This window comes from Microbacterium sp. (assembly GCF_044508325.1).
GTDB lineage: Bacteria > Actinomycetota > Actinomycetes > Actinomycetales > Microbacteriaceae > Microbacterium.
Map to the genome: position 1 here is coordinate 168,113 of NZ_JBIQHX010000004.1, position 13,892 is coordinate 182,004.

Consider the following 13,892-nt stretch of genomic DNA (forward strand, 5'->3'; position numbering starts at 1 on the left):
GCGCCGCAGCTTCCAGGATCGGCCGCTCCGGGACTACGACGACCGGCCGCGCCGCAGCTTCCAGGATCGGCCGCTCCGGGACTACGACGACCGGCCGCGCCGCAGCTTCCAGGATCGGCCGCGCCGGGACTATGACGACCGGCCGCGCCGCAGCTTCGAGGATCGGCCGCGCCGGGACTACAACGACCGGCCGCGCCGCAGCTTCGAGGATCGGCCGCGCCGGGACTATGACGACCGGCCGCGCCGTTCGTTCGACGACCGGCCGCGTCGCGACCAGGCGCCGGCTCCGCACATCGACCGTGTTCACGAGAAGCTGCAGGCCGAGGCCGTGCAGGCTGAAGAGGTCGCCGATGTGACGTTCGAGAGCCTCGGGCTGGGTGACAACATCGTGCGCACGCTGGCGGGCCTGGGTGCGCAGACGCCGTTCCCGATCCAGGCGGCGACCATCCCCCCGATCCTCGCCGGCCGGGACGTCCTGGCGCGAGGACGAACGGGCTCAGGCAAGACGATCGCCTTCGGGGCCCCTCTGGTCGAGTCGATCCTGCGGGCCCAGGCCGGCCAGAAGCGCGCGTTCGGCCGCGCGCCGCGGGCACTGATCCTCGCGCCCACGCGCGAGCTCGCGCTGCAGCTGGACCGCACCGTGCAGCCCATCGCCCGCAGCGTCGGGCTCTTCACGACCCAGATCTACGGCGGTGTGCCGCAGGCGCGTCAGGTGGGCGCCCTGAAGAAGGGCGTCGACATCGTCATCGGCACGCCGGGACGGATCGAGGATCTGCACGAGCAGGGAAGGCTCGACCTCTCCGAGGTGGGCATCGTCGTCCTGGACGAGGCCGACCACATGTCGGAGCTCGGGTTCCTCGAGCCGATGCAGCGGATCCTGCGCCTGGTCTCGGAGGGCGCCCAGAAGCTCCTGTTCTCGGCGACGCTCGACCGCGAGGTCGCCGCGCTCGTCGACGAGTTCCTCGTCGACCCGGCCGTGTACGAGGTCGCCGGCGAGGACCAGGACTCCGGCACGATCGATCACCGCGTGCTGGTCATCGATCATCGCGACAAGGCCGAGATCCTGACATCCCTCGTCGCCCGCGAGGGCAAGACGCTCGTCTTCTCACGCACCCGCGCCTACGCCGAGATGCTCGCCGAGCAGTTCGACGACGCGGGCATCCGCGCCGTCGCCCTGCACGGCGACCTCAACCAGGCCAAGCGCACGCGGAATCTGCAGCGGCTCACCTCGGGCCGGGTCGATGTGCTCGTCGCGACCGATGTCGCCGCCCGCGGCATCCATGTCGACGACATCGACCTCGTGATCCAGGCGGATGCGCCGGACGAGTACAAGACCTATCTGCACCGCGCCGGCCGCACCGGCCGGGCGGGGCGCGCCGGCACCGTCGTGTCGCTCGTGACCCGCCAACGCCGTCGCCGCATGGCCGAGCTGCTCGACCGCGCCGAGATCGACGCACCGTTTCAGGAGGTCCGCCCCGGCGACGGCCTGCTCGACGATCTCCGACAGGCCCGGTAGCCGCCTGCGCAGTCCAGGTCGACGCCGCGTCGCCTGGGCTCAGACGAGAGCCTCGAGTAGTTCCGCCGCATGGGGCGCTCCGCCGAGCGATCGCAGCTGCGCGCCGATGCGGGCGGCTGCGGCGCGGTAGGACGGGTCCGCCGTCACCCGCCGATACCCGTCGAGCACGCGCGCGGCGGACGGGGTGCCGGTGCGCAGGTTCACCGCCGCTCCCGCCCAGGCGACCCGCGCGGCGATCTCGGGCTTGTCGAGGTCCCCTCCGCCGATCACGAGCGGGATGTCATGGGACAGCGCGCCGAGGGTGCCGCCCCAGCCGCCGTTGGTCACCATGACATCCACGCGCGGCAGCAGCCGCGCATGGGGGATGAAGCCTGCCACGCGGGCGTTGTCCGGCACGGGGAAGGGGAGCTCGTCGCTGCCTGCGATCCCGGTGGTGGCCACGACGAGGACGTCTTCACCCGCGAGGGCCTCCAGCGTGGTCCGGATCAGGTCCTCCGGGTCGATGTTCTGCGTCCCCTGCGTGACGTACACGACCCGCCGCCCGTCGAGATCACCCCACCACGCCGGGTCCGGCGACGGCGCCGGCGCAGCACGGGTCAGTTCGCCGACGTATCGCAGGTGCGCGGGTCGGTCTGGTCGCTCGAAGTCCAGCCGGGGGCACCCGTTCGAGAGCACCAGCTGGGGGGAGAAGACCGCCTCGTCGAAGGTCAGCGTCGAAGGCGGCAGGCCCGATGCAGCACGTGCGCGCGCGAGCGGCGCGGCGAGAGGTCGGGACAGCACCGGCACGAGCGCGCGCAGCAGGGCGTCCCGCGCCCTGGTGAGCGGATTCCTCCCGGGGACCAGTCCCAGTCCCGCCGGAGGGCCGGAGGTGCCCGCCATGTGCAGCGGGAGGACGGCCACGGTGGCCCCAGGGGCATCCCGTCTTCGCTGCGAAGAACGCGGTGCCGATCGACATCTCATCACCGGCGATCGCGTCCCACGGCTCGTCGGCATACGCCGCCTCCAGGTCCACGACCTGCGCGGGCGCGGTGCCGATCATGCAGTCCTCGAGGTTGATGAACACCTGCCGCAGGCCCTTCTTCCCCACCAGGCGCGGAAAGGTGGCCGGCAGGTTCGTCTCATCGAAGTCGGGTGCCGTCTGCCACGGGATGTGTCGCGCCCCGACGGCTTCGACCGCCGCACGGAAGGCACTGCCGGTGTAGAGCCGCACCTCGTGCCCGCGGGCGGTGAGTGCCTCCGCCACGGCGAGGAAGGGCGTCACATGTCCTGTGAAGGGCATCACCCCCAGCATGAATCGAGCCATGCCCCATCGTGGCGCAGACTCCGGGCACGGTGCCACACCGGCGACGATCGGTGCTCAGAAGAGGCGCTCGGCCGCCGCGACACCGCGCGAGGTCGTCACGACCCGTGACCGCACCCCGGCCGCCGTTTCGGCGGCCCCTGCGGCCACCGCCCGCGGCCGGTCGTCCTCCAGTCGGCCGTCGAGGCCGTACCCGCGCAGCAGCGGACGCACGCGCTTGGCCAGCCACGACCGATACGCCTTCGGCGCATAGGCCGCGGCGCCGGGATACAGCCCGAGGTACGACGAGACGAGTTCGGGATGCCTCTCCCGCAGCCACTGCATGAACCACTGCTTCGCGCCCGGGCGCAGGTGCAGGGCGCCGAACACCACGCGTGCTGCGCCGGCGGCCCGGATGCGGGCCAGTGCGTCGTCCAGCGCCGGGATCGAATCGGTCAGGTGCGGCAGGATCGGCATCAGGAACACGCTGACCGCGAAGCCCGCATCCGTGGCGGCGCGCACGGTCTCCAGCCGCGCCGCGGTCGAGGGCGTGCCCGGCTCGACGAGCTTCTGCAGCGCGTCGTCGAAGACGGCGATCGACATGGCGATCGACACGGGCACCTGCTGCTCGGCATCCCTCAGCAGCGGCAGATCCCGCCGCAGCAGCGTTCCCTTCGTCAGGACCGAGAACGGGGTGCCGGACTCGGCGAGCGCGGAGACGATGCCCGGCATGAGCCGGTAGCGGCCTTCGGCGCGCTGGTACGGGTCGGTGTTGGTGCCGAGCGCGACCGGCTCACGCCGCCACGTGCCCCGGGCCAGTTCGCGGCGCAGCACCTCCGCGACGTTGATCTTGACGACGATCTGCGAGTCGAAGTCGTGGCCGGAATCGAGGTCGAGGTACTCGTGGGTGCTGCGCGCGAAGCAGTACACGCACGAGTGACTGCATCCGCGATACGGATTGATCGTCCAGTCGAAGGGCATCGACGAGGCGCCGGGCACATGGTTCAGCGCGCTGCGCGCCATCACCTCGTGGAACGTGATCCCGGCGAACTCCGGTGTGGTCACCGAACGCACGAGACCGTCGATCCGCTCCATGCCGGGCAGGGCCGCGGCATCCGCCACGCCGAGTTCCTGCCCCTGCCACCGCATGGCGTCCAGTAGAACAAAACATCGATACTCTGTCAAGAAGGATGCCGCGGAGCACCGAACGAGCAGTCGGCGACGTGTCTGCGGCTCAGCCTTGCCGCTTGGTGCGCCCCAGGTAGGTCGACAGGGCGACGGCGGCCAGCAGCGCGGCCCCGTTGAACACGTTGGACGCCCAGCCGCTGGCACCCGAGAGGGCGAGACCGCTGACCGATACCGAGACGAAGACCGCGCCGATGATCGTTCCCCAGACGTTGAAGAAGCCGGGACGGATCGCGGTGGCGCCCAGGAACACCGCCGCGAGCGCCGGGAACAGCAGACTTCCGCCGTCGGAGGCCGCAGCGCTGCCCACGCGCGACAGCTGCAGCACGCCGGCGCCGCCGGCGATGAAGCCGGCGACGATGAAGCTCCACCAGACGTTCCTGCGCACGGGGAGGCCGACGAGCTTGGCCGCGGTCGCATTCGATCCGATCGCATAGAGCGAGCGGCCGAACGGCGTGTGCGAGAAGAAGTACCACGCGATCAGGCCGACGAGCAGCGTGATGAAGAAGACGAGCGGGATGCCGGCGATGCGGGTCGATCCGAACGTGATGAGGGCCGGGTCGATGCCGCTGACCAGCGTCGCTCCGCCCGTGAACCACGACAGCAGCCCGGCGAGCAGCATCGACATGCCGAGGGTCGTGACGAAGGGGTTCATCCCCAGTCGGGTGACGAAGAACCCGTTGGCGACGCCCACAAGCGTGCCCAGGCACAGCGCGATGACGATCGACAGCCACAGCGGCAGCCCGAACACCGACATCATCCCCGCGGTCATCACCTGGGTCATCACGGCGTTGGCGCCGAGTGAGAAGTCGAAGTAGTTGCACACGAGCGGGAAGATCGCGGCGATCGCGATCAGCGCGATGACGGCATTGCTCCCGAGGATGACATTGAGGTTGTTCATCGTCGGGAACGACGCGGCCGACAGCGGGAAGAAGCAGAAGAAGACGTAGACCAGGATCGTCAGCAGCGGCAGCGCGTAGTTCTCGAGCAGCCTCACGACCGGCGGGGTGCGCTTGACCGCGATGGAGACGGTCGACGTCGTCGGCGGGTTCTGGATGTCGGTCATGGGGTGGTCTCCGGGGCGGAATCGGGCATGGACTTCTCGCGAAGGACGAGGCTGGTGAGGGCGTCGACGTCCAGGTCGCCTGCGGCGACCTCGTCGGAGATCTTGCCGCGGCTGAGCACGAGCGTGCGATCGCAGAGCGCATGGATCTCAGCCAGGTCGCTCGAGGCGACGAGGACGGCGCATCCGTCCTCGGCGATGCGCCGGATGCTGTCGTAGATGTCGGCGCGGCTCATGACGTCCACGCCCTGGGTGGGCTCGTCCAGGAGCAGGAGTCGCGGGTGGCGCTGCATCCAGCGTGCCAGCACCACCTTCTGCTGATTGCCGCCGGACATCGACGAGTAGAGCGCGTCGGGGCCGGCCACTTTGATCCCGAACTCACCGATCAGCTCCCTCGCCGCCGCGCGCTCGCGGCTGCGCGGCATGAAGCCCGCCGTCCAGTTCTCGCTGAGGGTCGCGAACGCGAGGTTCTCGGTGACCGTCTGATCCATGAAGGATGCCTCGAGCGCCCGGTCTTCGGGCACCATCGCCACACCCGCCTCCATCGCCGCCCCGACATCGCGGGGTGCGTACGGCTCACTGTCCAGCGTCATCGTGCCGCCCGTGGGCGCATGCTCGCCGAAGAGCATCTTCAGGACGCTCGAGCGGCCGGATCCGACCAGCCCCGTCAGCCCGAGGATCTCACCGCGGTGGACGGTGAAGTCGATGCCGCGGACCGGCCCGCCCCGCAGACCCTCCACGGTGAGGACCGGGGTGCGGTCGGCGTGGGCTGCGCTCCCGGTCGGGCGCAGCGCGCGCACGGCCTTGCCGGCCATGATCTCCACGAGCTCCTCCTCGGTCGGCGAGCCGCCCACGATCTCGCCGGCGACGCGGCCGTCGCGATAGATCGTGAAATCGTCCGACACCGCGAGCACTTCGCGCAGCCGGTGGCTGACGATGAGCACCGTCTGGCCGGCGTCGGCGCGCCGCCGCACCCGCTCGAGCAGCAGCTCGGACTCATGCGCGGCCAGTCGCGCGGTCGGCTCGTCGAGGACGAGGATCTGCCGGTATCGGTCGTCGAGCCCGTCGGAGCGGCTCCGCGTCTGGTCGGATCGGTTCCCGGACTCGTCGACGGACTGGCCCTGCAGCGCACGTGCGATCGCGACCATCGTCTGGTCGGACGGTCGCAGTGCGCGCACGGGCGTGGTGGGTGCGACGTCCAGCTCGTACTCCGCGAGCAGGCTGGAGACCTTCCTGCGCAGTCCCCGCCAGTCGATGCCCGGACCGCGCCGCGGGTATCCCGAGTCCAGCGCGAAGTTCTCCTCGATCGAGAGGTCGAGGAAGAGTCCGAGATCCTGGTGGACGAAGCGGAGCCCGGCCTGCTGCGCCGTCGCGGGTGTGAAGTCCCTGAGGTTGTACGGCTCGCCGAAGATCCTGAGGTCGCCGGCGTCGGCCTGGTAGACGCCCGCGAGGATTTTGATCGTCGTCGACTTGCCAGAGCCGTTGCCGCCCAGGAGTGCATGCACGGTGCCACGGCGGACCACGAGCGACGCGTCGTTGAGCGCCCTCGTGCCGGCGAAGTCCTTGTCGAGGTGCCGGACCTCGAGTGCGATCTCGGATGTCGACGCGCCGAGAGCGGCGGAGGTGACCTCCGCCGCTCCCGCGTTCGTCCCGTCGTGGGTCACTTGCCCCACGCCGCGAGGAACTTGCTCTTCCAGTCGATCGAGCCGTCGTACGGGCCGGCCTCGGGCATGTTGTGGTCCTTGTCGACCACCTGCACCGACTGGCCGATGTATACCGGGTCCTGACCGTTCAGCACGCGGATCGCGGTGTCGATCGAGCCCCACGACTCCCAGATCATCGCCTGGCCGACGGTCGCGGTGATCCCGGGCTGGCCCTCGCGGATCATGTCGATCGCGGCGGCCGAGCCGAAGCCGCCCACCGAGACGATCTGCTCGGCAAGGCCGGCCTGTGCGATCGCGGCGGCGAGGCCGTTCACCAGGAACGCGTCGGTGGGCATGACCAGCGAGTTCACCTCGGGGTTGGCCAGCAGCGCGCTGGTGACCTTCTGGATGAAGGATCCGTCGGCCGTCTCGGGGTCGGACACGTCGACGACCTCGAGGATCTCGCCGCCGCCGAGGGCCTCGAGCTCGGCCTCGTACGCGGAGGTCACCAGACCGCCCCACGGGTTGCTCGTCATGTTCACGACGACCGCCTTGACGTCGCCGTCGTTCTTGCCGAACGTGTAGTCCGCCTGCAGCTTGCCGATCGCCTGGAACGCCGTCGGCACGGGCGGGTTCTCGAGCCAGAGGCGCTCGGCATCCCAGCCCTTGGGGTCGCAGTCGTCCACGCCGCCGCCGCCGACGATCGTGACGCCGGCCGCCTTCGCCTCGGCGAACGCGGCTGCCGCCGCCGAGCAGCTGATGCCGACGGGCACGAGCACGTCGGCCCCGCCGGCGACCGCCTGGCGGATCGCGGTGGCGAAGCCCTCGGGGCTCAGCTTGCCGTCGACGAGGTTGCCGTCCCAGCCGGCCGCCTCTGCGGCCTCGACCATGGCCGCCGCCGGAGCTGCGCAGGTGGCGGCGACCTCACCGCACGACATGACGTAGAACGTGAGACCGGCCTCGGGCTCAGCCGGCTCGAGGTCGTCGAGTGTGGAGCCGATGCCTTCGTAGGCGACGTCGAGCGCCGCCTGCGCTTCGGCGCTCAGCGCCGAGGTCTCGGTGGGCGCCGTGGTGGGGGTTCCACCGCCGTTGTCACCGGTGCTGCATGCGCTCACGGTGAGGGCGAGCGCGGCGATGGCCGCCGCCATCGCGAACTTGCGTGTGGTTTTCACGGACACTCCTGCTGTGTGTCGGGGAGGGAGGCTGCGAGGCATCCTCATCTCGGTCGGGTCTGGCAGCTTTGCCAGCAGAGCCATCACACCAGCGCGCGCGAGGTTGCGGAACGCCGCGGGGCCGATGCCAGTCATCGCGCACGGCGATACGACGCGCGGGCCTCAGTCGGCGGCGAGGGTGCCTCCGTCGATCACGATCGTCTGCCCGCTCACGAACGCGCCGCCCGGCGAGGCCAGCCAGACCACAGCGCCGGCCACCTCGTCGGGCGTGCCGAAGCGGCCGAGCGGGGTCTTGGCCAGACGCGTGCGCGCGGCATCCGGGTCCGCCGTGATCGGCGCCGCGAAGCCGGTCGCGATGACCCCGGGGGCCAGCGCGTTGGCGCGGATGCCGCGCGGACCCCACTGCACCGCGAGGTTGCGCGCGAGCTGGGCGTTCGCGGCCTTGGTGATGCCGTATCCGCCGATGACCTTGTTCCCGCGCAGCCCTGAGAGGCTCGACATCACGAGGAACAGTCCGCCGCCCCCGTCGGCCATGACCGGCAGCGCCGCGTCGGCGAGCCGCATCACGGAGCGCACGTGCAGGTCGAACATGGCGTCGAGCGCGTCGAGACCGTCGCCGCCGCCGCGATCCTCGAGTCCGACCCCGGCGTTCGCGAACACGGTGTCGATCCGGCCCCAGCGGTCGACTGCGGCGCCCACGAGGGATGCCGGTGCCGCCGCGTCGCGCAGGTCGCATTCCGTGCCCACGACGTCGTGGCCGCGCTCGCGCAGGCGGGCGGCCGCGCTCTCCGCGTCGCCGAGGCCGGCGATCAGCACGCGTGCGCCGTGCGCGGCGAGCGCCGTCGCCGACGCGAGGCCGATGCCGCTGGTCGCGCCGGTGACGACGGCGACCTGGCCGGCGAGGCTGAACAGTCCGGCGACCGGCGCGGGAACGGGCTCATCCATGAAGCTCCCAGTGGTTGACGTTGATGGTGGCCGGATCGGCGGCGAGGTGCCGGTGGAACCGTCCCTCGGGATCGCGCGCCGCGATGATGCGCTGCAGCTTCTCCCAGTTCTCCGGCGCCATGAACTTCAGCTGCCGGTTGGTCATGTCCGAGTCGCCCAGGTACTGGCCCGCGGTGACCGGCTGGGCGTGGGCGAACACCTCGTCGACCCAGGCGCGGTTGCGGGCGAAGTCGGCCGGATCCTCATAGACGGTGTAGGCGGCGACGTAGGCGTCGGTCTGCAGTGAGAAGGCCATGTCCGGGAGCGCGCGCCGCGGCGCGTTGCTCATCCAGATCGCGAAGCCGCGTTCGGTGGGGTTGGTGGTGAACAGCGGCCGGATGCCCTCGACCATCGCCGCGATGCCCTCGGGGGTGCCGTCGCCGTCGATCCAGGCGTTGTCGCAGATGTACTGCCAGTGCTCGGGATTCTGCTCCACCTGCTGTGCGCGCTGCTCGGCGAGGCCTGAGGGTGCTGCGTCCTTGACGAAGACCGCTCGGTCGATGACCGGGCACTCGTTGAAGCGGGCAAGGGATGCGCGTGCGTGATCCAGGTCGTCGCCGAACGCGAGGCCGGTCACCAGGAAGAGGCGTCGCTCGGTGCCGTCGGGCAGTTCGGCGGGCGTCGACACGCACACGATCTCGACGTTGTCGGGCACGAGGCTGTGCGTCGCGTAGAGCCAGGTCATCACCTCGGCGAAATCGGCGAGCTCATAGCCGTGCACGGTGTGGGCGATCGCGCGGGACAGCGGACGGGTCTGCAGGTGGAACCGCACGACCACGCCGGGGAACGTCGGGCCGGCGCCGCGCGCCGCCCAGTAGAGATCGGTGTTCTGCGAGGCATCCGCCCGTACGAGCTCGCCGTCCGCGGTGACGACGTCGACGGCGACGACCGACTCTGCGGCCCAGCCCCAGCCGCGCTGGTTCCAGCCCTGCCCGCCCTGCAGCAGGAAGCCGCCGATCCCGACGGTGGGGCAGTGGCCGCCGTTGAAGAACCGGCCGCGCTCCTCGAGGTAGGGCGACAGCACCTCGCCGCCCTTGACGGCCGGGCCGGCTTCGACGATGTGCGTGGTCTCGTCGTACTCGATGTCGTCGAGGGCCCCGAGGTCGATCAGCAGGCCGCCGTCGCGCACGCTCCACGCCGCCCACGCGTGTCCGCCGGAGCGGACCGCGACCGTCCAGCCTCTCTGCGCGGCCAGCCGCACCCCGCGCTGCACGTCCGCCACGCTGCCCGCGATGAGCACCGCGTCGGGCTGGCGATCGGGGCGGCGGCCGTTGAACACGCGGCCGACGCGGGCCTGCTCCCAGTCGGCGTCGGCGGGCAGCACCAGGCGGCCGTCGAAGGCTGTCGCGTCACCGGTCACATCGAGCTCCCTCGGTCTGATGAGACCAACGTAGGAGCGGGATGCCCCGCCCTGAAGGGCGTGAGGGGGATACCTGCTATCGCGGCTTCGAGCCGGTCTGCGCGACCGGTTCTGCACGATCCCAGCGGTGACCGCCCGCGGCGCGGGCGCGCTCCATCGCCGCGTGCGCGGCATCCCTCAGCGCGCCCAGCTCGTATCCGCTCGTGCGCACGTCCGTCCAGCCCACGCTCGCGGAGAACTCGACGGCGAGCGGCTGGTCGTCCGTCACGGTCGACACGCGCTCGAGCAGGTTCCGGATGCAGTCGCGCACGACGGCGTCCGGTCGTGACAGCAGCACCAGGAACCCATCGGCGCCGTCGGCTCCGATGTCGGCCTCGACGGGGAACGCGGCGTACACGTCGGCCTCGAAGCGCGCGAAGATGCTGCGGAACGCGGAGTCGCCGCCGGCGATGCGCAGCGCTTCGGGGTCGTCCAGCGAGACCGCCACGAGCGACCACCCGGTCTCGTCCGCCTCCTCCGCGCGACGGAGCCGCTCGACGGCCGTCAGCGTGAACACGTCGCGCCGCTCGGCCACGCCGACCGCCCACGGCATCCGCGCGAGCGAGAGCAGCGTCACGATCGCGCATGTGAGGTAGAGGATCTGGCCGAGCGCCTTCAGGTCGGGCAGCACCGGCGAGGCGGGGGTCATGTACCAGGTGACCGACGACACGACCAGGCTCGCGATGCCGATCGTCGGCAGCAGCGCGGAGGCGAGGGTCAGCGGCAGAAGGCGGCCGCCGCCCCGCTCGGGGCGCAGCATCAGCTCGCGCACCGAGAGCGCGGCCCAGATCGTCGAGGCGAAGTAGACGAGCGAGAAGACGAGGGAGTGGATGCCGGTGCTGTCGGTGCCGACGTACACCGCGGCCGAGATCGCCCCCTGCACGGGGCCGACCCAGGCATACGACCGGACCCCGCGATCGGCGCGCAGGCCCGACCAGACCAGCGCGGGGGCCCCCATGGCGGCGCCGGCCGCGGCGTCGCCGAGCAGGTGGATGGAGGCGGCACCGGCGATGACGGTCGCGTAGGCGGACAGTGTCACGAGCACGAACATGGACGACCAGAGGAGGGTCGCAGGTCCCGGCCGGTAGAGGAACCCGAGGCCGATCATGATCATCGACGTCAGTGTCGCGAGGGCGGACAGGACGACCGCGTCGTCGAGTGTGGAGAAGGTCATGCTGCCTCCGTGGGGATTCGTACGGTCACCGTCGTGCCCATGCCGACCTCGCTGTCGATGTCGATGGTGCCTCCGTGCGACGTCACGATGTCGTGCACGATGCGCAGGCCGAGCCCGGTTCCGGGGATTCCGCTGTCGACCACCTGCGACGAGCGGAAGGAGTGCTCGAAGATTCGGGGGAGATCGTCGGCGGGGATGCCGATGCCGGTGTCCGTGACGGCGATCTCGACGTCGGGGCCGGCGCGGCGGACCGACACGGTGACCGCGCCGCCGGCGGGCGTGTACTTGACGGCGTTGCCGATGAGGTTGTCGAGCATCTGACGCAGCCGGAACGCGTCCGCCCACGCCTGGACGGGCGGACCTGGAGCCAGCGAGATCGTGACCACGTGCTCGTGCGCGCTCGCGGCGAACGAGTCGACCGATGCCTCGGCGATGCCGCGCACCTCGGTCAGGGCGCGCGCATCGCGCTCCAGCGAGGCGGGACCGTGCTGCGGCGTCGACAGGATCGAGGTGATCAGGTGCATCATCCGCTCGCCGGCGCTCTCGATCACGCGCAGGCGATCGCGGGCGTCGTCGTCGAGGTCGTCGCGCTCGAGCAGTCGGTCGGTGTTGCCGAGGATGCCGGTGAGGGGATTGCGCAGCTCGTGCGAGACGATCGCGGCGAGGTCGTCGCGGCGCCGGTGGGCGGCGAGCACCTCGGTGATGTCCTCGACGAGCAGGACGGTGCTGGGCTCCTCGCCGCTGCGGGGCGTCTGACGGCGGCTGGTCACCGACAGCGCGTGCCACGAGCCGTCCGGGCCGAACAGCCACACCTGCTCGGCGTCGAACTCCTCGCCGCGCGCGGCCCGGGCGTACGTGCGGTCGTCGGCGCGCAGGGCGGTGCCGCGGAAGCCGTCGTACTCGACGGCGCGACCCGGGGGCGCGGAATCGAACTCGTTGAGCGCGTACAGGCTCCGGTAGGCGGAGTTCGCCGAGATCAGCGTGCCCGTGCGGCTGATGCGCGCGATCCCGATGTGCACGCCGTCGAGCGTCTCGCTGACGCGGCGCTGCTCGATCGACACCGTGTCGAGGGTGTGATGGATGCGGCGCACCTGCCGCCGCAGCAGCGTGCGGTAGGCGCGGCCCTGCCGGGCGGTCAGATGCACCGTGCTGCCGACGAAGGCGAGGGCGAGCACCGCGATGAGCACACGCAGGGCGGCTTCGACCGGCGAGTCGTTGACGACCACCTCGATCAGCGCGATGAGGCCGACCAAGCCGAGCCCGAGGACCAGCCGGCCCAGGCTGAACAGCGCCGCCAGCCAGGTGATCGGGAACACCCACAGGTGCGACAGGCGAAGATCGGTGCTGAAGGTGAGCAAGCCCACCCACACGATGTCGAGGTAGGGCAGCACCGCGACAGCATCCATCGGCATCCGCCGCCACGGCAGGGCGAGCGCGGCGATCGTCGTGGCGAAGAGCCCGATGGAGCCCGCCAGCAGCGCCGGGATCACGAGAACCTGGGGGGCGATGACCGAGGTGAACACGGTGACGATCGCGACGACCGCCGCCAGCGACAGCTGCCAGATCCAGGCGTTCCGGATGCCGCCCTCGCGCTCGCGGGGGTCGGCGAACGGCTCGCCGACGCGGATCAGTCCCGTCGACATATGCCGCGCCCCATGCCCGCAGTCTACTGAGGCGCCTCGGCGGCGGTCAGGCGATATCCGACCCCGCGGACGGTCTCGATGTAGCGGGGCGAAGCCGGGTCTTCGCCGAGCTTGCGGCGCAGTTTGGCGATGTGCGCCTCGATCGACCGCGCCTCCACGTCCGAGACTTCTTCGGAGGCATCCTGTCCGCGCTCGCCGCGCGTGATCCGGACCAGCTCCTCGCGCGTGCGCACGCGGCGGCCGGATTCAAGCAGCGCCGTGAGCAGGTCGAACTCGGTGCGCGTCAGTCCCGCGTCCACCCCGCTGATCTCCGCGGTGCGTGTCGATCGGTCGACGACGAGGTCGCCGTGGACGAGCCGGCCGTCGTCATCGGGCGGGCTGGCCGCCGACTGCACGCCGGGGATGGTGGAGTCCGCGGCGCGTCGCAGCACCGCGTCGATGCGCGCGCGGAACTCCCGTGCGCGGAAGGGCTTGGCCACGAAGTCGTCGGCACCGGCGGAGAGGGCGAGGACGGCGTCGGCTTCGTCCGTGAGCGCGGAGACCACGATGATGTGCGTGCCGCTGCGATCGCGGACGCGTCGGGTGGTCTCCAGCCCGTCGATGCCGGGCATGTTGATGTCCACCGTCGTGATCAGCGGATCGTGGGCGACGACCGCGTCGATGCCTTCCGCTCCCGACTCCGCCCCGAAGGCCCGGAAACCGGCCGATTCGAACAGGTCGACCAGCAGATTCCGCACGATCTCGTCGTCTTCGATGACGACGGCCGTCCGGGGCGCCCGCTCGTCCTGCATCGTCAACCTCCCACGTCCTGCCCGAATTGTTCCACATACCTGG

Annotated in this window: 11 protein-coding genes and 1 pseudogene; 1 reads left to right on the forward strand and 11 read right to left on the reverse strand. The window is 71.0% G+C overall.

The window, feature by feature from the left end; all coding sequences use genetic code 11:
* A partial coding sequence (locus tag ACIWQI_RS05190) for a DEAD/DEAH box helicase (RefSeq protein ID WP_396656055.1) occupies positions 1-1,516 on the forward strand: 1,516 nt, incomplete at its 5' end.
* 39 nt (positions 1,517-1,555) lie between these two features.
* On the opposite strand, the gene ACIWQI_RS05195 is transcribed toward ACIWQI_RS05190, so the two are convergent.
* The 11 genes and pseudogenes from ACIWQI_RS05195 to ACIWQI_RS05245 form a co-directional block, all read right to left on the reverse strand.
* A complete protein-coding gene (locus ACIWQI_RS05195; protein ID WP_396656056.1) occupies positions 1,556-2,416 on the reverse strand; it encodes a glycosyltransferase in 861 nt (286 codons plus the stop codon).
* A 169-nt stretch (positions 2,417-2,585) separates the two neighbouring features.
* Positions 2,586-2,819 (reverse strand): annotated as a pseudogene (locus ACIWQI_RS05200) (glycosyltransferase); the annotation flags it as partial.
* A 54-nt stretch (positions 2,820-2,873) separates the two neighbouring features.
* A complete protein-coding gene (locus tag ACIWQI_RS05205; protein ID WP_396656057.1) occupies positions 2,874-3,944 on the reverse strand; it encodes an Rv2578c family radical SAM protein in 1,071 nt (356 codons plus the stop codon).
* Positions 3,945-4,029: 85 nt separating this feature from the next.
* Positions 4,030-5,046 carry an ABC transporter permease gene (locus tag ACIWQI_RS05210; protein WP_396656058.1) on the reverse strand — a complete coding sequence of 339 codons (1,017 nt, stop codon included), beginning with the start codon at positions 5,044-5,046 and terminating at the stop codon, positions 4,030-4,032.
* Positions 5,043-6,716, reverse strand: a complete 1,674-nt coding sequence (locus ACIWQI_RS05215) for a sugar ABC transporter ATP-binding protein (RefSeq protein WP_396656059.1) — start codon at positions 6,714-6,716, stop codon at positions 5,043-5,045. Before ACIWQI_RS05215 ends, ACIWQI_RS05210 begins: the two co-directional genes overlap by 4 nt.
* Positions 6,704-7,858: a substrate-binding domain-containing protein gene (locus ACIWQI_RS05220; RefSeq protein ID WP_396656060.1), complete on the reverse strand. Its 1,155-nt coding sequence runs from the start codon at positions 7,856-7,858 to the stop codon at positions 6,704-6,706. The genes ACIWQI_RS05215 and ACIWQI_RS05220 overlap by 13 nt, the downstream gene beginning before the upstream one ends.
* A gap of 162 nt (positions 7,859-8,020) precedes the next feature.
* Entirely contained in the window at positions 8,021-8,803 is a 783-nt protein-coding gene (locus ACIWQI_RS05225) for an SDR family NAD(P)-dependent oxidoreductase (RefSeq protein ID WP_396656061.1), read from the reverse strand.
* Complete coding sequence (locus tag ACIWQI_RS05230) at positions 8,796-10,202, reverse strand: FAD-binding oxidoreductase (protein WP_396656062.1); 1,407 nt, start codon at positions 10,200-10,202, stop codon at positions 8,796-8,798. Before ACIWQI_RS05230 ends, ACIWQI_RS05225 begins: the two co-directional genes overlap by 8 nt.
* Positions 10,203-10,278: 76 nt before the next feature.
* Positions 10,279-11,415: a hypothetical protein gene (locus tag ACIWQI_RS05235; protein ID WP_396656063.1), complete on the reverse strand. Its 1,137-nt coding sequence runs from the start codon at positions 11,413-11,415 to the stop codon at positions 10,279-10,281.
* A complete protein-coding gene (locus ACIWQI_RS05240) occupies positions 11,412-13,058 on the reverse strand; it encodes a sensor histidine kinase (protein ID WP_396656064.1) in 1,647 nt (548 codons plus the stop codon). Before ACIWQI_RS05240 ends, ACIWQI_RS05235 begins: the two co-directional genes overlap by 4 nt.
* A gap of 23 nt (positions 13,059-13,081) precedes the next feature.
* Positions 13,082-13,849, reverse strand: a complete 768-nt coding sequence (locus ACIWQI_RS05245) for a response regulator transcription factor (protein WP_396656065.1) — start codon at positions 13,847-13,849, stop codon at positions 13,082-13,084.
* Positions 13,850-13,892 lie beyond the last annotated feature (43 nt).

What these genes read in the sequence shown, in the direction of transcription:
- ACIWQI_RS05240 (WP_396656064.1), bottom strand. Translation starts at nt 13,058, where the DNA reads ATGTCGACGGGACTGATCCGCGTCGGCGAGCCGTTCGCCGACCCCCGC.
- ACIWQI_RS05205 (WP_396656057.1), bottom strand. Translation starts at nt 3,944, where the DNA reads ATGCGGTGGCAGGGGCAGGAACTCGGCGTGGCGGATGCCGCGGCCCTG.
- ACIWQI_RS05210 (WP_396656058.1), bottom strand. Translation starts at nt 5,046, where the DNA reads ATGACCGACATCCAGAACCCGCCGACGACGTCGACCGTCTCCATCGCG.
- ACIWQI_RS05235 (WP_396656063.1), bottom strand. Translation starts at nt 11,415, where the DNA reads ATGACCTTCTCCACACTCGACGACGCGGTCGTCCTGTCCGCCCTCGCG.
- ACIWQI_RS05225 (WP_396656061.1), bottom strand. Translation starts at nt 8,803, where the DNA reads ATGGATGAGCCCGTTCCCGCGCCGGTCGCCGGACTGTTCAGCCTCGCC.
- ACIWQI_RS05245 (WP_396656065.1), bottom strand. Translation starts at nt 13,849, where the DNA reads ATGCAGGACGAGCGGGCGCCCCGGACGGCCGTCGTCATCGAAGACGAC.